This window comes from Pantoea sp. NPDC088449, from assembly GCF_044753225.1.
Classification (GTDB): domain Bacteria; phylum Pseudomonadota; class Gammaproteobacteria; order Enterobacterales; family Enterobacteriaceae; genus Pantoea; species Pantoea floridensis.
On the sequence record NZ_JBIVMT010000009.1, the window covers coordinates 122,475 to 144,266 of the forward strand.

Consider the following 21,792-nt stretch of genomic DNA (forward strand, 5'->3'; position numbering starts at 1 on the left):
TAGCTATTTACATCTGATACCGTTTGTCTGAACCATCGTCCTTGCAACCGGACGGATCGTATTCATGATTACTGAGCCTGTATCGATACGTGCCCGGAACCGTCTTCCATTTGCTGGTCTCAATCACCCGTATGGTAAATGGGACCATGGTCCCAGTTAAAAAAGCGCATGCCTCGGCGCTTGATGTTGTTTTCCTGTTTAGTAATGTTTGGTGAATGTATCCGATTTGTCCCCGATTCGGAATTGTGCAGAAGTCGAATACAGTGGAGCCAGGATGAGCTAGCTCGTCTGGGATCGAGGTCCCAGATGGCATGCTGGTCAATGCCGTTCAGACTGCACCCTGTTCGAAAGGTACATGGACCATCAGTCAAAAATACCGCAATCCAGCGCTCGGATAACTGGGACCGTGGTCCCAGTTATCCGAGCGCTGGATTGTTTTGGCGTGACTCGTCAGTAGCGGGTCTCACTAACAGATTTTTGCTATCGGGATTTCCTTCCAGTTGGTTGTCCACGCCTGGCTGAGCATCTCACGCTTCATCCTCCATTCTGGCTGGATACCCTTTCCGGCAAACCCAATGTTGTATCGTCCTGACCTGTTCATTGTATCCATCAGACCCATTAGCGCCTCACTGCCGGGACGCGGCTTTTCTGCATCGAACAGGTTGAGCTGTGCGATGCCATTCGGTCGCAGCTCATCAAGCATGATACCGGCTTTAGCGTAACGGAAGCCTGGACGCCAGATGGTATCGAGCGACTTCACGGCTGCGCCAATAATGTCACGGGTGTCCTGAGTGCCGACCTGCAGCCTCACATATGCCGTGCTGCTGTAACCTGGCTGACCGGTATCAAAGGGTGACGTGCGGATGAAAACGGAAACGTGATGGCAAAACTGCCGATCAGCACGCAGCTTTTCCCCAACGCGTTCTGCGTAGGTACAGATGGCCTGGCGCATCGCATCATAGGAAGTAATGCGTTCTCCGAAACTGCGGCTGACAACGATTTGCTGCTTCGGTGGAGGGGCATCCTCCATCTCAATGCAGGCTTCTCCGTTGAGCAAGCGCACGGTACGCTCCAACACAACGCTGAAGTTTTTACGGATGAAAACAGGGGAGGTGCGGGCGAGATCGAGCGCGGTTTTGATGCCAAGAAGATTGAGTCGCTTGCTGATCCTTGAGCCGACACCCCAGATTTCTTCAACTGGCTGACGGGCAAGCATCGCCTCAATGCGGCCGGGGTTAGTGGGTGTTAATGCCAGCACGCCGCGAAACTGAGGCCACTCCTTGCTTGCCCACTGGGCAGACTTTGCAAGCGTTTTCGTCGGTGCCAGTCCACAACCCACCGTCAGTCCGGTACACTGAAGGACGTGGGCGCGGATCATTCTGCCAAAGTTTTCATAGGTCATTGTCAGATCCATTCCCCGGCAGTCACAGAATCCCTCGTCTACGGAGTAAACCTCCAGCCGGGGAACCATCTCCTCTATGCAGGACATTACGCGTGTGCTCATGGAGTGATATAGGGCGCAATTCGAGCTAAACACATGAATCTTAACGTGAAATTGTTCGTTTTTAATCTGAAACCAGGGCGCACCCATTTTTATTCCCAGCGCCTTAGCATCTGCGGAGCGTGCGATAACGCAGCCATCATTGTTACTGAGCACCACAACGGGTTTACCGCGCAGATCGGGTCGAAACAGCGATTCGCAGCTTGCGTAAAAGGAATTAACGTCTGCCAGACCAAACATGGGCATGGTTACCTCCGACGGGCACGCGTGCTGTTGAAGAACCAGGTTACGACGCCAAGCAGCTGCAGCTCTTCCGGATAAATAATTGAGTAGGCCGGATTCATGGGCAGCAGGGCGAGACGAGGATGCAGCTGCAGGCGTTTAACCGTGAATTCGCCGTTAACCTCAGCAATGACGATATCCCCGTGGGAAGCCTCCTCAGCCCGATCCATAACCATGACGTCACCGTCATAAAGGCCCAGCTCCTGCATGCTGCTGCCTCTGGCACGAACGAAGAATGTTGAGGCGCGCCGACGTATGCATAATTCATTCAGATCAAGCTCGGACTCAACGTAATCCTGAGCAGGGGAGGGGAAACCCGCCGCGCAGGTGTCCGCAAACAGCGGCACGCGAACGCGAGGCGTAAATATAGGTGGCCAGAGCAGTGTCAGGCCAGAGCTGTAGGTTGCGGGTTTCACGACAGCAGCTCTTTAAAAGATGCCGTCTCAGCGGCAGAAAAAAACATGGGACAACACATAAATCGCCCCCAATAACACTGTTTATATGTACAGTATTAATGAGGCGTGATTCAATGACAAGTCTGTATCCATGTTGAATCGTCTCACTCTCGACAATGCCCCTGAAGAATAATGAGTTATTTTCAATATTCAGTTGGATAAAACGTTCAGCGCCAGAGACTGGCTGATTGGTTGCTAAGTGAACAGTTGCTCCTGCCACCTGCTCCCCCTGTCGTGCGACAAACTGTCCACAGGGTTTGCGGATAGCTGTACACCCAAATTGTGGACAACTCCCCGCATAGAGTGCGAGATGCAAAAATAGCAGCGGCAGCGGAGCCGTATGTCTCCTCAATGTTGGGCGCAATAAGGTCCAGTTCCTTTTCACTACATGATACTGACATCTGGCGTCGCCCTTCGGGCCGCGCTGCCATGCTTCGCACCAAGCCTAACGTCGTTCTGTCCAAAGCCTTTCAGGCCATCGGGTGGCTAATGCTGACGCAGAAAATTATGGCAACAGATTCGGGCTAAAAGCATTATTTGCAATCGGTCACTGACCGCGAGTGCAGAGGGGCGTGGGGTGTTTCCGGCTCATCTGCGCCTGACGTACTTGAAAAATCGCCGCGTCACGATCGATATTCTCAGCCCGGATGGCAAATTGCCTTTCTGTCACGGGTTTATCCCCGCAATGCTCGATCAAACCGGCCTGTACATTCTGAATACCAAACGCTTCAAGCCGAAGGCCATTGGCCATCTGCTCACGCAGACAGAAAGATGGTATTTGCGGGCATTACGCCTGCGGAAATTGTGGCTGTAACGTGCAAAAGGGGAAGGCGATCATGAACACAACATCTTTGAGACTTCAATGGCGCCAAGCATCTACCCGCAGTGGCAAAAGGTATGCAGCCTGTAAAATGTGGCGCAAAGTTCTGCACATCCAATTGACGCTGCTGGCTTGAAATGAAATATGACAGCGCTTCTGTACCGACTACAGCATTACTGACTCTGCCAGACATTGTTTTGCAGTTTGGAACCGCAGCGCCGGAATTTTCCATGAAGGCGATGCTGCACTGGGCAGAGGCGCAGGAAAAGCATATCTGCGAAGCAGAAACGGCACTGGTTACAAACGGCAGCTGTTAAAAAGCAGCGTACAGTACTAACAGCATTCTGTGAGATCAATTGGTAACAGGTCATCTCAGTATCGCTTTCATATTCATAAATCTCCAATTTAGCGGCTAAGCTCATAATTTTTTATAAATTGGACTAGATCCACCTTTAATGTGTTTTCAGGTATTATCCAGAGGTTGTTGGATTAAATTATTGTTATAGGGTTCAAGGGAAATATATGGGCGGTAATTATTAAGAGTGGAGTGGTTTTAGTACCCACCCACTAAGGGATCTTTAATTTACTAGATTTCTTATGATGTTGTTGTAATGATTAAAGCTACCCAGTATAGGGTATTTTATTAGACATAGTGCATACAGAAAGATCATAAGCAAGGATATTAATCCTGTTGCTAATGCCATTGGTAATTGCTCTCTTGATTCTGAGAATGAAAATGCTGCTTGAGAAAATATGATTGATAGTGTTATATATAAGGAAACTAGTAAGGCACCTTTGTTTCTTTTTTTACAGAATCTAGGTCGGCTAAGAGATAGCGTTGTGTTTGTAATTGAAGAGTTTATAACTGTCACTTCTTGATCTAAACAGTCAACTACTGTTCTGACAGAAGTTTCTTTTTTAATGTCTATGTCAGAGTTTTTCTTCAGGATATGTAGCATTAAAGAAGCAAGCTTGGTATCTCTCAATTTTGTCAATTCAAAAAGCACTTGTGACTTGAGCTTCTGCTTTGCAACTTCTTTAGCATCTGAAAATTGTCCATTGCTATCCTCTAGTGAGGATATTTCCTTGTAGACAGATATTCTTTCATTCGAAAATTTTTTTAATCTTCCATGAATTCCAAAGAAAAAGTTAACTGCTGCTATAAATATGGTGACAGTTAAAGTCAGTAAGGTGGCATTGCTTATGTTGTCCATTTTTTCTCCTTTAAATTATTAACATGAATCTGGATTTCAACGTAAATATTAGATCTGTTTTGACATCGGTGCTGTAGTATTGATATCGTTCAAATGTACTACGTCGCCAACTGGCGACCCACCAATGGTCCAATAGCTTGAGAGGACCGCCTTCGGGCAGCTGCTTAAAACACTCCTGTAGCCTGAAAGGGAGAACACATCAGTGTGGTACATCTGCTCGCTCCTGGAAGCAGATATCGTCAACAATGCGCACCTACGACGCGACGATGGGGGTCTCTTAAACATACCAACGCAGGGCTTTTTTTACGCTTCTTGCTCTCAGATAAAGCGTCCACAACGATGCTTTACTTCACTTCCGTTATGAATTTTTCAGGGATACGCCCTGAGCTGCATACGACTTTTGCAATGACGCATAAGCCCATTTGGAACATTTGGGTCCTTGCGGAAACCGCATTAGGAGCATGAAGCTGCGCGGCGTCACTTTGGTTCGAGAGATACGAGAACAAAGTGACGCGCGCAGCGCATAACGACCAAACCCACGCACAGTGCGGTTTTCAGCAGGCCGGTACAATCTGACGTGCACGTATTACGTGTTTTCAGGTGCCAACTGGCTATTTATCAACCATGACGCGACGTTAACGAACAACTCGTTAAGGGCGTTTTATTAGAAGGAGAATGATCGACTCGGTATCGATGGCGACATCAGGAAACTGGTGTACGGAGGCAGACTGACTAACGTCAGCACGGCGTAAGCCGCAAACAGGTCAGAGACCTGGGGAGCCTCGCAAGAACTCAACATTTCGCCGCCCCGATGCACAGATACCAGTCGAGACGCAGGAAGCGCAAAAGCAACCGTGTCATCGGGGAAGAGATGTACAGAGTCAGAGTCATACAGCTGTTGGTTTTGTGGGCCAACACCTGTGGATTCTGAAGGAGATATACAGTGGCTGGAAAATTAAGTAAGCAGCTCGTTACGCTCGCACGTCAGCGCGGAGGAAGTTTTAAAACTGTTTCTGATCGTTCAAAGATTGCCAGCCGCTTTTCGGAGCGACTGGCAACCCTTAATATACAGATTCGGGACGTAAGTCATATTAAGACCAAACATATCGAAAACTATATCCGAAGTCGTCAGGTTGAAAATATATCGTCCCGAACGTTGCAAAATGAAATGGCCGCATTACGTTCAATCCTTTCAAAGGGGGAGCGGAACATTCTGGCTAATCCTACACATGAAAAACTGAGCAATCAGGCGCTGAATATTTCTGGTGCCAGTAGGGAAGGGACTAAAGTAGCTATTTCTGATGAACGTCTTAAGGAAATTATATCAACCGTATCAGAAAAAGATCGTGGGATCGCTTTAGGTATTCAGCTGGCAAGATATATTGGACTCAGGGCAGAAGAAACTGTTCAGTCAGCAAAGTCACTCAAGACGTGGCGAAAAAGTTTGCTCGCCGGTGAAAATAATGTTCGCGTTGTATTCGGATCTAAAGGAGGGCGTCCGCGTGATGCAACGATATTTGAAAGAGACAGGGTTATCGCTTTATTAAACGAGGCCATTCGTTATGTGGATGATAATAATGGTAAGTTAATCGACAAACCAACTCTTCACCAGGCGCTTGACCGCTATCATAATGTATTACGTGAAAGTGGAATGACGGGAATACATGCGCCGCACAGTCTCAGGTACGCTTATTCTCAGGACGCCGTAAATCATTACCTTGAAAATGGAATGAGCCGAAAAGAGGCGGAGGCTTTAGTGTCGATGGATCTTGGACACGGTGACGGGCGCGGAGATTATGTTGCGCGTGTTTATAACCGCGTTGACGAAACCGGTTAATAAGGGGGGCTTGTAATTCTCTTCAAAGCGGCGCTATTATTAAAATGCTTCTTACGTTGTCTTCGGACAACCACTAATGGTCAGTGGCTTGAGATGAACGCCTTCGGGTAGCTGCATTAACACTCCTGTAGCCTGAAAGGGAGAACACATCAGTGTGGTACATCTGCTCGCCTTTGGAAGCAGATATCGTCAAACACGGCTCCTACTGCCTGGCGATGAAGGTTCATTCAACTATCTGGCTTCGGCCTTCGCTCTTCGGGGAAACATTCCCGACAGGGTAAATGTTTCTCTGTTCTTCAGGAGAAACTATGTCAATAACTCACTCGTTCCTGACTGAGCTGCGTATGCCTTTCGATATGGTTATTTCAGCTGCAACCCGAGTTGCGTCTGAATACCCTCATATCACGGCAGCACTCAGGAGAACATCGTGGCTGTCTTCACCTTCCGGTCATTATGAGTTCTGTTCCCGCGTCTGGTTCGACGATCATCGTTATCACGCCATTGTTATGGCAAGAACGGTGATTAACGGTCAGCCGGGTGATGAATTCATTTTCAGCCGGCACGGTAAGCACTTCACTTACAATGCTGCTGCGAAATCCGCTCAGCTTGCCGCGTCTGACGCTGCGACCTTCCGGGTATTCACTGCTCAGAAGTAACGGCACAGTCGCCTCAGCCATACATTCGCTTTGCGAATGCCCACCGGGAAACATCTTCCCGACTGGGCAGGTGTTTCCCCCACTAACCGGAGAAACACCATGCAAACCCTTTTTTTACCATCTTCCTTTTCCATAAAAGGCCTTTTTTCTGCGGCTTCCGTTGCGGCTCTATCCCTGTGGGATCGTGTCGCTGACAGCAACAGTAAAGATGAATGGATAACGAACCGCGCCGGCTCACTGAGCTTTAAGGTGCAGGTACATCAGTTACCCTCTGGAAAATGGACGTCCGGCATACTTACCCGTTCCGGCACCTTTTACGGTAATCATCGTTTTGGTTCCCTGAAGCAACCGGACGAAGTGTTTCGCTCCCACCGTCAGGCTCGCCGCTTTGCACTGAAGCTGGCGGATCAGATGGCAAGATTGCGTTTCGCATATCAGTGAGGAGAATGAAAGATGACTATTTCATCTAACGTAGCCGACCTGCTGCAGTTAGCGGAATTTGAAAGCGAAATGCTTACGGCCCTGGCTTACCAATCACTTGGTTTAGATGACCTTGATGAGGAGGTGCAGAACAACAATGAGCCACCGTATTATATGGCCGTTCAGTTCGTTGTTATTTATGGCCTCGAATTTGGCAGGGCACAGGGTCGATATCTAACTTCATGTTGTGCTGACATGGTCAGATCAATACGGGCTATGAGTGTCAGACTTGACCCGGATTTGCATAAACGTATTTCTTTCAGTGGTCATCACGACGGCCGTGGCGATCTTGAAATTGCGCGATTAGAGTCTTTCTAATCTGACTTTACCCTGTGGGGATTTATTCCCCATCAGGGGGATAAATCCCGTTTACATGAGGATTTATCATGACACCCATCTCCGTACCGCCTCAGCACGTCACCTATAACGTGAAGCAGATCGGATGGATATCCCCGAGCCAGTGGCACAGTTTTACCCTGGCAGTCACAGAAGCATTCTGGCTGCTGCCGGTACATCTTCGTCCATGCTCGCCCACGAATGGTATGCGTATGCAACGCGCGTCCATGATGTTCCCTTCTCCGGAGATATTTGCTTTCGCCGGAAAAGACGAAGGGAATTACGTATCCAGAGGCGTGATGTTGACTCAGGATTTAAGCGCCGGTTTGCGTATTGATACAGAGGGGCAACCCATCGATTTCTTCACACGAATAGTGCTGATCCTGCTGTATCAACATTGTGAGGGCTGTTACGAAATAACCTCATCAGCCGGCGGCGTCAGCTGGTCTCTGCCTGTTCGATGGGCAATACGGCATGAGCTGATTTTAGATCATGCTGCGCCTCAGCCTTTCAGCACGCATGGGTTTATCACCGGCGCGGCTGATGAGTTGCTTATCAGAAGCGTGTCTGGCGGTGAACGATCTTTCACAACGGCAGACTGGGGTCTGGTTTCAGAGCTTGAGTTCACACTTGAGGCACTTAAAACCGACAAACGCTAACACCTCAACTTTAACCCATCGGGGATTTACGTCCCTGCGGGCGGTAAATCCCCTCTGAACTGGAGATTTACCATGACACAGACCTCAATTGATTCACTGGTCATTCCGGGCGTTTACCAGCTGGTCCAGGGGGCGTCCATAAAGGCGGAACAGTGGTCCCGATTTACCGAGGTGGTGAAAGAAGCCTTCTGGCTTCTTCCCGCTCAGATCCGGCCATATAAGCCGCTGGGTTTTGAGATGAACCGTGCTTCTGAGCTGTTTGATGATGAAGGTTCGGTTACGTTCAACCATAAGGACAGTGCAGGCTACTGCTGCAATCCGTTCTACCTCAGGCAGACGCTTTCGGATAATTTTCAACCGTACCGTAAGGTTGAGAGTCAGCGATGCAGACAGGATTTATTCGTGCGCATCGTGCTGGTTCTTCTGCATAACATATGCCCCGGCGGCTATCACATAACCAGTTCCTGCCCGCAAAGCTGGCGTTTCGCACAGCGATGGCTGGCGTGGAACATGGATATGTTTACCAAAGCACCCGAAGACATTCCGGCATCTTTCGTGATACCTGGCGCGGTTGAACACCTGCTGCTGGTTAAAACGTCCGGACCCGGCAAGCAGGTCACCACTGAAGAGTGGGAAGCGATATCAGGTATTGAGCTCTGGCTTGCCCAACAGCACAACGACTGACGCATTTACCAACCCTTCCGGGATTTGCTCTCCGGAAGGAGGCAGGTCCCGCTGTTTCAGCAGGTGATCCTATGTTTACTTTCGACAGTAACGCGCTCGCGCAGCTGTTTCACGATACATACCATCAGACCATGTCGGTCAGGCTGGTTATCAGTTCGCAGGAAGGTTTGTTTCTGGAGTTTCAGAACGGCTTACCCGGTCAGCTCTTCTATCTTAGAGAGCGGATACATGCGCTTGAATACAGCGGTGGCAGTAGCGATCCGGGCGTGCAGGTCGAACTTAAATTTGGTCACATCTCTGAAGAATACGGTCTCACAGTTGATGACCCTGCCTTTTTCAGCGCGATGACGGCCGATGACAAAGTGGTTGTTCTGTCTGTCCGCTCCGCATATCAGCTGAAACGAAAAACCATCAGTTGGCTGAGTGCGCGTAAGCTTGCGCTGCTCAGGCAAAGGATGGACGTCATGCGGACTTCGGATTTTCTTGAATGCCGCAGCGACGAAGAGCGGGCCGGGTGGTTCGGTTCGGCAGCATCCATGCTTGAAGAAGCAATATTTACAGACAGTAAGCGGTTTGACCGCCACAACTTTTATTTTTCAAGGCAGCAACTCCGGTTGCGGCTGAACAGCATAACCGCCGACGGAAAAATTATTTCTCCGGTGTGTTAACAACCTTCCCTGACGGGCGTATTTCTCGCCCGTCAGGGAAGGGATGCGCCCTTTTTTCATCTAAGGAGCATCCCATGACTAAATCAACCAAAACCCGCCGCACGAAGAAAACTGAAAGTGTCGATCTGTACCAGAAGGTCACTGACCGCATCGTAGAGGCACTGGAAAATGGCGTCGCGCCCTGGACAAAACCGTGGCGCACTGTCGGCACCTGTGCCGCTTCAGGTCCGATACCGGTTAATGCCTTAACGGGCAAGCCATACAGCGGCGTAAACGTGCTGCTGCTGTGGCTGGCCGCTGAGGAAAAAGGGTACAGCACCGATCGCTGGGTTACGTATCGTCAGGCGCAGGAGCTGGGCGGACAGGTCCGCAAAGGTGAAGCATCATCTGAGGCCATTATCTTCAGGCCGTTTGAAAAGCAGGCTGAAGATCTCAGCGGAAACAAGCTGTTTGATGCTGAAGGCAAGCCACTGATGGAATCAAGGGCCATGATAAAGCCTAACTTTCTGTTTAACGTCGAGCAGTGTGACGGATTACCGGAAGGTGTCGCCGCCGTACCGCATGAATCACCCGTAACCGAATACCCCGGCACGATTGACTGGCCGACGGAAAAACGGATATGTGAGATTGTGCATATGGCGGGCGTTAAGGTGCAGTTCAAATTACAGAACCGCGCTTATTACGCCAGACACACTGATTCAATACTGATGCCAACGGCGGAGCAGTTTTTCAGCCATGCCGACTACTTCAGCACGCTGCTGCACGAAGTGGTACATGCCACCGGCCATGAGTCACGACTGAACCGTGAAGGCATAACCAAATCGGCGAAGAAGTTCGGCGATCCGGTTTATGCGTTTGAAGAACTGATAGCCGAAATGGGCAGCGCGTTTCTGTGTGCTCAGCTCGGCGTTTTCGGCGATGTTCAGCACGACAGCTACATAAAATCGTGGCTGGAAGTCCTGAAGTCCGACAAAAAAGCGCTTTTCCGTGCCTGCCGGCAGGCAAGGGAAGCCTCTGAGTTTTTACTGCAGTTAAAAGACAGCGCGGCTGAGGCTGCGTAACACACCAACCCGGCAGCATTGAATTATCGCGCTGCCGTCCCGTGAGGGCACTGACCCTTACGGGACAGTGCCCTCTTTTTTCTCGTAAAAAGAGGAATTAACCATGTCAGACTGGTGTCATAACCGTTTAGAAATCACCGGAAAATCCGCGCTCATCGGCATTATGGAAGAGTGGATCACCGGCGAAGCCGTACCGCTGTATCGCCACGCCGTCATGCGCAGCATAAAGTTGTTTCTGGCGGGATGCGGCGGACTGCTACGCCCGGTCAAAACGGAGTCATTTCCGCCGTTTCCCGCGCTGATGCAGAGCGGGACGGGACAGGGCACGCCGGCAAATCTGGCGTTTGATCAGTGGCTCGATCTGCTGCGCAGGGATGTACCGCTTGACGGTGAGAACCTGCGTAAAATCGAGCGAATTTACCATCAGTCCGGTATCGATGTGATTCGCTGGGACAACATTCCGGAAGTATCGCGCAGGCACATAGCGCGACTCATTGAGGAGCGCTATGCGGACTGGTTTGGTGTTGCCACCCTGTCCCGGGAAATTGAACCGGGGCAGTGCTGGGAGCGGCTGAGCCAGCTGCCTGAGCGGGCCCAGCCCTGCGATATGCTGCAGATTATCCCCGGTCGTCTTGCCGCTGAGCTGAATGGCAGCGGAGGTTTGCTTACCGGGATGTCTACGGCCGGCAGTTTTTACTGTCGTCAGTACGGCATGGAGTGGCCCGCAGGTCATAACGTCAGCTGGCAGCGTGAAGGACTGAGCAGCATAAAACTGTCGTTTGATTCCGCCTGGTTTCCGCCGGCAGGCGAGGTGATTGCGGCGCTTTCGTCCACGTTTGACTGTGAGATTCGCCACTGGTACAGCGAGCCCGTTCACGAACTGGATGGCTATGACTGTTACGATCGTGGCGAGCACGTCTGCAGCGCTGAGGCGACTGTTGATGAGCTGGACGACGGCAGGCCCGGGCTTCATCTTGTGCCGGCAGCTGAATCCGATGAATTCCAGGCTGGAATGCCCGTACAGCGGACGGCACAGGCATGAGTGGCAAGTGCGAGTATTTGCGCTGCCGCGTCATTTCTACGGCTCATCTCAGCGCAGACGACAATGCGCTGCTGGATGAAATCACGACCCGTGAAGTCGAATACGGTGAGTGGATCCACTATGTCGGTGGGGGCTATCTGCTGCGGTTAACCGCGCGTTCTGCGCCGGTTCTGCGGCTTAAAGAGGCAGGGTTATCGAAAGAGGCCCGCCGCCTGATCGCTTCCGTGATGCGTTCGGACGCCGTGGAAGTCCTGATTTTCGAATCAGGGGCTCCGGAAGCTGAGGGATTCACCACGTACAGCTGGTAACCAAAAAAGGTGAGCCGTAAGGCTTGCCACACACCCTGAGGGGAACACTTCCTCAGGGGCGTGTTCCCCTTTTTTTATGGAGAACACGCATGACTTCTGCCAACCATCGCAAAGCATTCCTCGCGCTTTTCAACGCCACGGCCCGTTATCATCACCGGCACAGGGTGTTTGAAGACTTCGTCAGCTGCGCGGCGATTGCGCTGCACAACGGCGTTGTTCACGATGCCGGGCTGGAAAAGCAGTATCTGAGCATAATTGCCGGCTACGAAAAGGAAGACGTCACTCAGATGGCTGCGTTACTAGGTCACGTCGTCATGGCGCTCGATCAGGACCGTTGTGATTTCCTTGGCAGCGTTTTTATGGAGCTTGAGCTGGGTGATAAGTATCGCGGCCAGTTTTTCACGCCGTGGGACGTCTCGCGGATGATGGCATCGGTGCAGTTGTCCGGCATCGATGCGCTGATGCAGGCTCAGGATTTCATTACGCTGCAGGAACCGGCCAGCGGCGCGGGCTGCATGGTCATCGCCTTTGCTGAAGAGTTCGCACAGCGCGGTTATACGGTGTCAGAGCAGCTGTGGGTGTCGGTAACGGACGTTGATCCGCTGGCCGCCAATATGTCCTACATACAGCTCTCGCTCTGCGGTATCGCGGCTGAGGTTGTGACCGGCAACGCGCTGACGCTTGAACGGCGCAGGACGCTTTACACTCCGCTGCATTACACCGGCAGGTGGGCAGCAAAACTCGGCCGCGCAACGCAACGCGCAGCCTGACCATAACGCCTCTCCGGAGGCGTTTTTTTTGCAAATCGATATAGAGTTTGCGATGGATACCACACTACCGGCAGGGCATGGTGCATGACATGACGCTGACGGAGGAACATCTTACATGCAACCCACGCAGGAGCAGGCACAGGTAATTGCCTGGAAAGGCAGACAACTTGTCGTGACGGCGTTCGCCGGCACGGGTAAAACATCCACGCTTGAAGCTTACGCGCTGGCAAATCCCAGTGAACGCTTGCTTTATCTTGCCTATAACCGCGCTATACGTGAGGAATCCGAGCGACGATTTCCCTATAACGTGGAGTGTAAAACGTTTCATCAGCTGGCGTGGCCGGGGTTTGGCCGGCACCTTCAGGCGCGACTCGCCACATCCCTTCGCGTCACGGATATTGCACGTTTGCTCAATACGCGCCACTGGCTGCTGGCACGATCTGCGCTGAGCACACTTAACACTTTTCTCTACAGCGCCGACAGCGAAATATCACCTCTGCACCTGCCAGATGAAAGTGACAGGGGGGGACTGGATGCGGGAAAGATACTCGGCGCGGCACAGGTTTTATGGCATGAGATGACCCGAATGGATTCACATTTTCCAGTGACACATGACATCTACCTCAAACTGTATCAGTTGTCTGTACCGGACCTCGGGAAGAGGTGGGACGTTATCCTGTTTGATGAAGCGCAGGACGCCAATCCGGTCACACGTCAGTTTGTTCTCAGCCAGCCCTGCCGCATCATCCTTGTTGGCGATCGTTACCAGCAAATCTATCGCTTCAGGGGAGCAGAAAACGCGCTGGTTTCTCCACAGCTGGAGACCGCAGACCGGCTCTGGCTCACAAACAGCTTCCGGTTTGGTCCGGCGGTTGCAGACGTTGCGAATACTTTACTGGCGCAAGCAGGAGAATCGCGCGGCATATGTGGGCTCGGCGGTGAGGATCAGGTTGTCCCTGAGCTTCCTGCCGGAACAGCACATCACTGTGTTATCAGCCGGACGCTGGCGGGCGTGATTGGTTCGGCCCTTACGGCAAGCCTGGCGGGTAAAAGGGTGTACTGGGTAGGGGGGATGGAAGGATACCGCATTGTTGAACTGGAAGATCTGTACTGGCTTTCGGTCGATATGCCCGACCGCATTATGTCGCCCCAGCTGACAAGCGATTATCGTGACTTTGAAGAGTACCGATCCATTGCCAAAGCGACGAAAGATCCGGAGATGGGGCAGGGCGTCCGACTGCTGGACATGTACTTTCCCCTTCCGACGTTACTGGCCGTACTGAAAAAACAGGCGGTAACGCATGAAAGTGATGCTGACGTGACGGTAGTGACCGCGCACCGTAGTAAAGGGCTTGAGTGGAACGCGGTCGTTCTCAGCGACGATTTTGTTGATATTACCGACCCGCTTCTGAGCCCGCGCGAAAAGGAAGATGAGCTGAATCTTCTGTACGTATCGGTGACCCGCGCGTGCAAAGTCCTGGTGCCAAATGAGCTGGTCCGTATCGTAACCGGCTGCCTGCAGGAGCTGAATGAAGCCTCTGAAACTCCGGTCGAGACGAATCCGACTCGCGCAGAATTGACATCGAACTGTGACAATAAACCGGCATTATCAGGAAGTAAAAATGTTCAGTAAACTCATTGCCAGCCTGTCCGGGGGGAAAACCGCCGCGAAGTCAGCGACAGCTGGCAGCAGGATCCCATCGGGATATTTTGCGCCGCAGTCTGCCACACAGCTCCTTTCATTACCGCATCGTAAGCTACTGATGAGGCAAATCTGGGATAACACCTCTTTGCCGGAGGACGTTTATAACCGGCTGTATCTGGCACCGCTGAAAAAACTCGCCGAGTGCGTGCAGGTTGTGCCGGCCGCCGGGGAAGGTGAATGGAGTAAAGAAGGCGGATTTATCGACCTCACCCTCAAATTTACCGCCTGCAGCGTCAGGCTGTCAAAAGGGCATATGTTTCCACCGGGTGCCGCTCCTGAAGAGCAGGCCGCTAAGAATACGCTCTGGAATGCGGTTGTTTTCTGGTCAGCACTTACCGCGCATCTGCCGTTGCTGACCCGGATTGAGGGCGAATTACTGGACGGTCAGTGCTGGATGCCTGGCATGGTGCCACCGGCAGCGCCGTTTCGGTTTCGGGTTAATCATGCAGATCACGCCAGCGTGGCAACGTTGATGGCCTCCAGGCTGCTACCGGACGACGGTGTCACCTGGCTCAGCGGGGATCGCAAGGCTATGCAGATGATGGCAACGCTGGCAGTCAGAAAGGCATCGGCCATGCCACTGATTAAATATATTCTCGATAAAGCGCGGGATATCAGCGGTTCGCCCGTAAGCGCAGCATCTATGGGCCTGCATTCAGTGACTTCAGTTATGTCATTGGCATTCACCGAACAGCCACAGCCTTCAATCATTTTACCGGACGGGGGCCTAAGCACCGCCTCAGTGCTTGCTGATGTCGGAACCGAAAGTGCAGCAAAACTGCCCTCAGATAATTCGACCGAGCAGGCAGAACATCAACTAACGGCATCAGAGGGTCCAATTGCTTTGTCATCTGCACTTTCAGAAAACTGCGGTTCAACGAATGAACGACCTGAGACTGAAAAAACATCAGTTGATGATGACACCTCCCTGCTACTCAGCATGTTCAATGCAGCTGAACCGGCGGCCACTGATGTGATTGATGATACGGAACAAAAGGCCCCGGTCATTCCAGATGATGTTAATCCGGTGCAGACCTCTGACGAACATATAATCGAGGTTTCCGATGAATGTGTGAAACTCATACCCGACGCAAAGCAAGAAGATGATTTCCCTGTCATCAAGTCCACGCTGGATACGGTCGTTTACACTGAAAGTGATAAAGATGAAAAAGGATATATTTCCACAGCTTCAGCTATGAATGAAGTAAGCAATCCGGGTGAGCAGTTTTTAGAGTGGATGAAGGAGTCTGTAAGTAATCAAACGCTCAGCGTGAACCATCATGACAGTTTGCTGCATGCGGTAAGTGGATTTATGTTTATATCTCTGCCGGGGACGGTATTTAAATTCATAGATGCTAATGGTGTGGAAAAAGACCGAAAGGCTATACAGTCATCTTTCGAAAAAATGGGCATATTACATATGCGTAACGATAAGCGTTTTTTCAGAGTTAAAATTTATGAAAGCGAAGGTCTTGAAGGTAAGTATCAGAAGCGAAGTGGATATTTAATTCGTCTTTCTTTACTTGGCTGCTCAGGAAAAAGTAAACTTCATGACAGTCGTTATATTCTGATTGAAAGTTAATGAAGGGACCTTTAAAGGTCCCTTATTAAATTCAGGCCGGGATGGCATTTTTCACTGCATCCGGAACGGTCGGTCTGCCGTTAGCGATACAGGTTGCGGTGAATACGGCTTCTGCATAAAGGGTATCGTTTACCAGTATCTGCTGAACGAAATTGACGCGACTGCGTTTTTCATTGGCTTGCAGGGCGCATGTTACATGCATTTCATCACCTTTCTGCAGGCTCTTCTTAAAGCGCAGCGTATATTCCAGGATCATATGCAGTCGACCTTCAGCGAACTCCTGCTCCAGATCCAGCCCCAATTCTTCTTTCATAAACGCGTGGCGCGTCCATTCCATATAGAAGGGATAATAAAGACCATCCACAACGCCCTGAAAATCAACGTGCTTTTCGTCTACGGAATAGGTTTTGGTAAACATCATAAATCCTTAAAGTAATTCAGCAGTGCAAACCGCATTGGCAGTATCAGGTTTTCAAATTCCTTTTGCGAGGTTTCGGCCCCGGTGCAAATATTGAGTGCCATACTCATATCGTTCTCCACTCCATAGATAAAGCTAATGCCATGGTAGATATTATGAGCCCGACGCTGCTCATCAATGACATTAATTTTTTCGTTTCTGAGTGCGTCATCCCAGACGACTGTACTGACGTCACCCTTTTTTATCTTGGTGAGTTCAATGCCTATTTTTATCAGAAGGCTGTCCTTATACTTTCCTTCATAATAAAATTTATTGTCCCACTCAGCATACCCATTGCTCTGATGAGCGGCGATAGCATTATTTTGAACAAGAAGGGTAGAGATGTAGGTTGTCTTCTCCATCTTGTTCAGAAAGTTTATGACTTCCGTACTGCAGCGATGAAAATTGAGTTTTACCTCTTTTGGATCCACTTTACTCTCCGGCACTCGAGAATTTCTTCTTTCTTAATGGCCGTGCTTTTTACACCTTCAATAGTGACGCTGTCCTCGTCGACTATTTTGACCACCCCTATAATCAAGCCATTCTTGTGCCTTACATGGCATAGCTTGTTATTATTAGGGTCCAGAGTTCGCTCGTTCGATACAATACAGAATTCTCCGAAACTAACATAAGGTTCCCCATAGGTCCCTCCAACCTGGATAAGTTCCACGTCGGGCAACTGGCGACTGGCCAGTATGAAGAGGGTGTCTTCATCCAGCTTTGTGTATTCAGTGAACTGTGGGGGAAATCCTTCGCCTGTCATAATCCAGTTCCCCTCAACTTTAAGACCGCTTTTACTGAAGAAATCCGCAATCAAATTGATCACATCAATACGTCGGGGGGGAACCGTGCCACCAGACTCCCAGCGGGTGTAAGTCGTGTAGGAGAGTTCAGTATCTTGCTGCTGAACGTAGTTCACCACTTCCTGAGGTGAAGTCCCTGTTGCCGCACGGCAACATTTCAGCCTCTTCTCAATTGTGTCAAGCATGCGCACGCCTTTAGCGAAATCAATACACCTGATTCTAAAGGAAATCTTTGGTTTAGTTGTGGGAATAAATACCAATTAATGGGAAATATTTGCACGTAAGTCTTAAGTGATGGTAATATTTAAAAACTTTATAAATATAACGTTAAATATTTTCACAAAGTTTCATCTGAACTGTGAGAGTTATCATGAGGCGGGGCAAATTTTCGTTTCAGGCATGGTTAGTGCAGATGCTGAGCATAAGGGATGACATCAAATGCAGAATGCAAATGCCTGCTTCTGCATATTTGAGTTAAGTACCTATCCACACGTTAATTAAAGCCGGAGAGACCATGTCCTCAGACAATGATGCCCGAAGCCCCTCGCCGATTGTTTACATAGGTCCAGTCAGACGTATGAAAACTGAGAACTGTGCCGTCAGGCTCACTCACCACTCTGGCCGTGTCGTCACCGCCAGCAAAATTGTTCAGGGCCTTATTGATCGTTATCTGGATGCATATATAGAAGAGCTGTCCGCTCAGTCAAACGCCCGATAACGGCTCATTTAATTACTCACCTATCGCGAATCCACTCTATTTGTGGAGGAAACTATTCATGCCTGAAAAGCTGAAAGACGTTATAGCCATTCCTTATCATACCGACGCTGAGCAGTGTATTCTGGGGGCGCTCATGCTCGATAATGACCGATGGGATGATATTAACCTTCTGATTACCGCTGATGATTTCTTTGTGAGCGCTCATCGCGCGATTTATCGTGCAATGAGCGCCCTGGCATCCCGGCTACAACCGTTCGATCTCATTACTCTCAGTGAAACGCTTGAACGGGATGGGCGGCTTGATACGGCGGGCGGATTCGCTTACCTGGCTGAGATCGGTAAAAACACGCCTTCAGCAGCAAACATACTTTCCTATGTGGGCATCGTCCTCGAAAAGAGTAGGCTGAGACAGTTGCAAATCATTGGCAATTCGCTTCTGGCTGATATCAGGGGTAACAGACTGAGCTCTTTAAATGTTGCCGCCCAGGCTGAGGAAGCACTTTTCACACTGAGTGAGAAGGGGCAACACGCAAACGAGTGCGAAACCGAAATTTTGCAGGCGCTTGACCAGTTACTGAGCAAGCTTGAAGTGGCCACAGCAGCTGACAATGGAATTACCGGCACTGCCACAGGAATGGCCGAAGTTGATTTTATGACCTGCGGACTTCAGCCGGGCGATTTGGTTATTCTCGCCGCGCGGCCTTCCATGGGAAAAACTTCACTGGCTCTCAGCTGGAGTATCGGGGCGCTGATGAGCCGGCCGCAAGAAAGTGTGTTCATTTTCAGCATTGAAATGCCAACCGATCAGCTGATGATGCGGATGCTGTCCATGCGCAGCAGGGTAGAACTCAGCAGCCTTCGCAGCGGTAATCTCAGTGACGAGGACTGGGGAAGGATCAGCATGGGTGCTAAGGAGATGGCTGAATGGCGCGAGCGATTAGTCATTGATGATAATAGCAGCCAGACGCCGGTTACGCTTCGCACCCGGGCTCGCAGATATATCCGTAAATACGGCAAACCCTCTCTCATCATGGTCGATTACCTGCAACTTGTCCGCTGTCCCGATATGGAAAACCGGACCCAGGAAATCGCCGAAATCTCCCGATCGCTTAAAGCGTTGGGTAAAGAACTCGGCTGCCCCATCCTTGCACTTTCACAGCTCAACCGTCAGGTAGAGCAGCGTGCCGATAAACGTCCTAACAATGGTGACCTTCGAGATTCGGGGGCGCTTGAGCAGGACGCAGACCTGATTGCTTTTATCTATCGCGATGAGGTTTACCACGCTGATACGGCGCATCCGGGGCAGGCCGAAATCATTATCAGCAAACAGCGGCAGGGACCTACGGGCACCATCAAAACCCAGTTTGACGGCAGATTTACCCTCTTCAGTGAATATCCTGAGGGCGGGTATGACTTTGGTTATGATTTCAGGAGCACAGGCAAATGAGTCAATTTCAGCGTGTTGAAACACAGCCCGGCAGTGATGAAAGTCTGGCCAGAATTTTCACTCTCGATGAACTCTGTCTGAATCCTGATAATCCGCGAAAAAGCCGCAATCCCTTGTTTGAGGATTTGAAAGCCTCTATTCGCGCGCGGGGGCTCAATTCCGTACCGTTTGTGACGCGCGATCCCCGTATTCCTGAAGGAAAGTGGACTTTCAGTGACGGGGGGAACACGCGTTACACCATCATGCGTGAACTCTGGGATGAAACCGGAGATCAACAATTCTTTCATATGACCTGCATAGAAAAACCGTGGCCTGGTCGTTTTCAGTGCATTGCGGGACATCTCGCAGAGAATGAAACCCATGGGCAGCTGACCTTTATTGATAAGGCCCTTTCTGTCCGTGAAGCGAGATTATTGCTTGAAGAAGAACGTGGGAAAAAAATCTCTTTGCGCAATCTCGCCGCTGAACTGACCAGTAACGGCCTGCCTGTACATTTTTCAAGCGTAAGCCGTATGGAAGATGTGGTGACAAACATCTATCCGTGGATGCCTGTTTTGCTGGGATCGGGGTTTGGTGGTCGTGAGCTAAGAAAGTTGCTCAAGCTGCGCCATAGCGCTGAAACAGTCTGGGATAAATATCATTTAAATAAAGATGCCTGTACCGAGAGCAATTTCACGAGTGTGTTTGGGCAGTGCTGCCAGAAATTTGATGGTCCTGAACTATGGTCACTGGAAATGTTCACTGATGAACTTATTGGTGATCTGAATTCTGCCTTTCCATGTGATGACCTTGACTACGATGGCTGGTTATTGGAGCTGCGCGGTGCTGATAAGGAAAAGGCGGAACCTGCTGAAGACATCATCATAGCCGTTTCACCCGCTTTGCCGGCCACCTCGTCAAAAGTGGCAAATGATGATGCTGGTGAGCATATTGATCCATTGGATGAGCAACCATCAGATGACATGCCACTGATGAGAAGCAATGCGCGGGATACCGTCACTGAAGCTGAGATACCCGCTGAAATCAGCGATACTGAAGGTTCATCCTTTTTGGTAAACGATGAAACTCCTGCCACCCAATGTCCTGATGATCCCCTTCAGCCAGTGGCTCCGCCAGATAACCATTCCCTCTGGTATCTCAGCGCCTTACAGGACGATATTGAGCACCTGCAAAGTAATGCATGGCGCCTCTGTTGGGACATCGCCAGCGCTCATGGCTGTGGTGACGCGTTAGAACCCGCCAGTGAAAATGCGTTACAGCCTGGTTACCGGCTTTCAGGGGTTATAGATGATGCCCAAGTTGTGCCCTTATTCCTCGCTTCCCTGGCTGACGATACGGCTTGTCGGGACTCTGTGAACTTAACGTTTAAATTGCTGATCGGGTCATCTGATTCAGCCACGCCTGTTTTTGATGACGAGCAAACTCTGATGGTGTTTCGGCTAATCAGGATCCTTCGTCGTCTCCGCGAACTGCAGCGCAAGGGTGCTGCGTCAATTGTTCCTGTAAATGAAGGGTAACTGATGAACACGAACCTATCCCGGGCTGCGAATGGTTTCCTGCTTGACCTGGTTATGGAGCTGAAAAACGGCTTTATACGCCGCTGTGACAAAATGGGTCTGACATCTGAAGAGATCGCCACGCTGAAGGATGTGACCATTGAAGATATCCATTACATCGTCAACAGCGAGGTCTCGGTTCTCTCATTCCAGATAAATCAGGACAATCTGGCAAGGCTGATGACGCAAGCCCGGGAGGATCAGACGCGAAAGCAACGGATTGACCGTGCGCTTGCTTTGGGGGGCTCAATCAAACTGATGGAGCATTTCTTCGGGCTGATGAGTAATGACGTAGCCGCGCGTCGCAGGATCGCGGGCATAAAAGTGCGTGCAGGCCGGGGAACCGTCCTCAGCGAGGAACAGAGTACCGAGCTATGGGAATTCTGGGCGGCAAATGACAGTCAAACACTGCGCAGTGAAACGGACGAGGGGCTGGATTTGATGCTGCTTGCTGCCGAACAGATGGATATCTCACTGACCGCTGTCTGGAATACCGTTCTCAAATGGGAGAGTGAGCATCTCACCGCCGCCACCCGGAGAAGAGCATGACTGTTACCGCTGTGAAACACATTCACTGTAATCAGGAGGGGCAGAATGCGGTCTTGTGAAGTTATACCGGGTCTAAAAGCCCCGGTTACTGCTCCATCTTCACTGCGAAAAAAAGCGACCCGCGCGGTGCTTCGATTCTGGCAGGGTGAGCGTAACTATAAACGTCTGAATGAAAACCGAACCGGCTATTACAAGATCGATC

General features: G+C 50.5%; 24 protein-coding genes. 18 read left to right on the forward strand and 6 right to left on the reverse strand.

From position 1 onward, the window contains the following. Window positions 1-466 precede the first annotated feature (466 nt). Together umuC and umuD are read right to left on the reverse strand one after the other, a co-directional pair. A complete protein-coding gene (gene umuC, locus ACIP6T_RS24850) occupies window positions 467-1,741 on the reverse strand; it encodes a translesion error-prone DNA polymerase V subunit UmuC (protein WP_400460130.1) in 1,275 nt (424 codons plus the stop codon). A gap of 8 nt (window positions 1,742-1,749) precedes the next feature. Further along, a complete protein-coding gene (gene umuD, locus ACIP6T_RS24855; RefSeq protein WP_400460051.1) occupies window positions 1,750-2,199 on the reverse strand; it encodes a translesion error-prone DNA polymerase V autoproteolytic subunit in 450 nt (149 codons plus the stop codon). 616 nt (window positions 2,200-2,815) lie between these two features. Here umuD and ACIP6T_RS24860 point away from each other — a divergent pair. Together ACIP6T_RS24860 and ACIP6T_RS24865 are read left to right on the forward strand one after the other, a co-directional pair. Next, a complete protein-coding gene (locus tag ACIP6T_RS24860; protein ID WP_400460054.1) occupies window positions 2,816-3,052 on the forward strand; it encodes a conjugation system SOS inhibitor PsiB family protein in 237 nt (78 codons plus the stop codon). Between the two features lie 143 nt (window positions 3,053-3,195). Further along, a complete protein-coding gene (locus ACIP6T_RS24865; RefSeq protein WP_400460057.1) occupies window positions 3,196-3,375 on the forward strand; it encodes a hypothetical protein in 180 nt (59 codons plus the stop codon). Between the two features lie 261 nt (window positions 3,376-3,636). On the opposite strand, the gene ACIP6T_RS24870 is transcribed toward ACIP6T_RS24865, so the two are convergent. After that, the gene (locus tag ACIP6T_RS24870; RefSeq protein ID WP_400460060.1) at window positions 3,637-4,272 is read right to left on the reverse strand and encodes a hypothetical protein; all 636 of its coding nucleotides are present in this window, start codon (window positions 4,270-4,272) and stop codon (window positions 3,637-3,639) included. A gap of 943 nt (window positions 4,273-5,215) precedes the next feature. Between ACIP6T_RS24870 and ACIP6T_RS24875 the strand changes: the two genes are divergently transcribed. From ACIP6T_RS24875 to ACIP6T_RS24935, 13 genes are all read left to right on the forward strand, one after another. Further along, window positions 5,216-6,109 (forward strand): integrase domain-containing protein, encoded by an 894-nt coding sequence (locus tag ACIP6T_RS24875; RefSeq protein ID WP_400460063.1) that lies wholly within the window; start codon window positions 5,216-5,218, stop codon window positions 6,107-6,109. A gap of 308 nt (window positions 6,110-6,417) precedes the next feature. Beyond that, the gene (locus ACIP6T_RS24880; RefSeq protein ID WP_400460066.1) at window positions 6,418-6,765 is read left to right on the forward strand and encodes a hypothetical protein; all 348 of its coding nucleotides are present in this window, start codon (window positions 6,418-6,420) and stop codon (window positions 6,763-6,765) included. Between the two features lie 99 nt (window positions 6,766-6,864). Next, a complete protein-coding gene (locus ACIP6T_RS24885) occupies window positions 6,865-7,206 on the forward strand; it encodes a hypothetical protein (protein ID WP_400460069.1) in 342 nt (113 codons plus the stop codon). A gap of 12 nt (window positions 7,207-7,218) precedes the next feature. Then, window positions 7,219-7,563, forward strand: coding sequence for a hypothetical protein (locus ACIP6T_RS24890; protein WP_400460071.1), 345 nt, complete (start codon window positions 7,219-7,221; stop codon window positions 7,561-7,563). A gap of 68 nt (window positions 7,564-7,631) precedes the next feature. Next, a complete protein-coding gene (locus tag ACIP6T_RS24895) occupies window positions 7,632-8,240 on the forward strand; it encodes a hypothetical protein (RefSeq protein ID WP_400460074.1) in 609 nt (202 codons plus the stop codon). A gap of 72 nt (window positions 8,241-8,312) precedes the next feature. Next, complete coding sequence (locus ACIP6T_RS24900; protein WP_400460077.1) at window positions 8,313-8,924, forward strand: hypothetical protein; 612 nt, start codon at window positions 8,313-8,315, stop codon at window positions 8,922-8,924. Window positions 8,925-8,995: 71 nt separating this feature from the next. Next, window positions 8,996-9,592 (forward strand): hypothetical protein, encoded by a 597-nt coding sequence (locus tag ACIP6T_RS24905; protein WP_400460080.1) that lies wholly within the window; start codon window positions 8,996-8,998, stop codon window positions 9,590-9,592. Window positions 9,593-9,666: 74 nt separating this feature from the next. Next, window positions 9,667-10,653, forward strand: coding sequence for an ArdC family protein (locus ACIP6T_RS24910; protein WP_137387501.1), 987 nt, complete (start codon window positions 9,667-9,669; stop codon window positions 10,651-10,653). Between the two features lie 103 nt (window positions 10,654-10,756). Next, entirely contained in the window at window positions 10,757-11,695 is a 939-nt protein-coding gene (locus ACIP6T_RS24915; protein ID WP_400460083.1) for a DUF1281 domain-containing protein, read from the forward strand. After that, window positions 11,692-12,003, forward strand: a complete 312-nt coding sequence (locus ACIP6T_RS24920; protein ID WP_400460085.1) for a DUF5983 family protein — start codon at window positions 11,692-11,694, stop codon at window positions 12,001-12,003. Before ACIP6T_RS24915 ends, ACIP6T_RS24920 begins: the two co-directional genes overlap by 4 nt. 89 nt (window positions 12,004-12,092) lie before the next feature. Beyond that, complete coding sequence (locus ACIP6T_RS24925; RefSeq protein ID WP_400460088.1) at window positions 12,093-12,773, forward strand: N-6 DNA methylase; 681 nt, start codon at window positions 12,093-12,095, stop codon at window positions 12,771-12,773. Window positions 12,774-12,888: 115 nt separating this feature from the next. Beyond that, window positions 12,889-14,406 carry a UvrD-helicase domain-containing protein gene (locus ACIP6T_RS24930; RefSeq protein WP_400460091.1) on the forward strand — a complete coding sequence of 506 codons (1,518 nt, stop codon included), beginning with the start codon at window positions 12,889-12,891 and terminating at the stop codon, window positions 14,404-14,406. Next, window positions 14,396-16,060, forward strand: coding sequence for a TraI domain-containing protein (locus ACIP6T_RS24935; RefSeq protein WP_400460094.1), 1,665 nt, complete (start codon window positions 14,396-14,398; stop codon window positions 16,058-16,060). Before ACIP6T_RS24930 ends, ACIP6T_RS24935 begins: the two co-directional genes overlap by 11 nt. Window positions 16,061-16,091: 31 nt before the next feature. On the opposite strand, the gene ACIP6T_RS24940 is transcribed toward ACIP6T_RS24935, so the two are convergent. Genes ACIP6T_RS24940 through ACIP6T_RS24950 form a run of 3 tightly spaced genes read right to left on the reverse strand, consistent with a single transcriptional unit; the run spans window position 16,092 to window position 17,505 of the window. Further along, on the reverse strand, window positions 16,092-16,478 hold the full coding sequence (locus ACIP6T_RS24940; RefSeq protein ID WP_400460096.1) for an acyl-CoA thioesterase: 387 nt from the start codon (window positions 16,476-16,478) through the stop codon (window positions 16,092-16,094). After that, window positions 16,478-16,948: a hypothetical protein gene (locus ACIP6T_RS24945; RefSeq protein WP_400460099.1), complete on the reverse strand. Its 471-nt coding sequence runs from the start codon at window positions 16,946-16,948 to the stop codon at window positions 16,478-16,480. Before ACIP6T_RS24945 ends, ACIP6T_RS24940 begins: the two co-directional genes overlap by 1 nt. After that, window positions 16,930-17,505, reverse strand: coding sequence for a hypothetical protein (locus ACIP6T_RS24950; RefSeq protein ID WP_400460102.1), 576 nt, complete (start codon window positions 17,503-17,505; stop codon window positions 16,930-16,932). Before ACIP6T_RS24950 ends, ACIP6T_RS24945 begins: the two co-directional genes overlap by 19 nt. A gap of 591 nt (window positions 17,506-18,096) precedes the next feature. On the opposite strand from ACIP6T_RS24950, the gene dnaB-PI reads away from it, so the two are divergent. From dnaB-PI to ACIP6T_RS24965, 3 genes are read left to right on the forward strand one after another with little or no spacing between them, the layout of a single operon-like run. After that, window positions 18,097-19,485, forward strand: coding sequence for an SPI-7-type island replicative DNA helicase (dnaB-PI, locus tag ACIP6T_RS24955; protein WP_400460105.1), 1,389 nt, complete (start codon window positions 18,097-18,099; stop codon window positions 19,483-19,485). Then, window positions 19,482-21,002 carry a ParB family protein gene (locus ACIP6T_RS24960; RefSeq protein WP_400460108.1) on the forward strand — a complete coding sequence of 507 codons (1,521 nt, stop codon included), beginning with the start codon at window positions 19,482-19,484 and terminating at the stop codon, window positions 21,000-21,002. The genes dnaB-PI and ACIP6T_RS24960 overlap by 4 nt, the downstream gene beginning before the upstream one ends. 3 nt (window positions 21,003-21,005) lie before the next feature. Continuing rightward, on the forward strand, window positions 21,006-21,590 hold the full coding sequence (locus ACIP6T_RS24965) for a DUF2857 domain-containing protein (RefSeq protein WP_400460110.1): 585 nt from the start codon (window positions 21,006-21,008) through the stop codon (window positions 21,588-21,590). Window positions 21,591-21,792 lie beyond the last annotated feature (202 nt).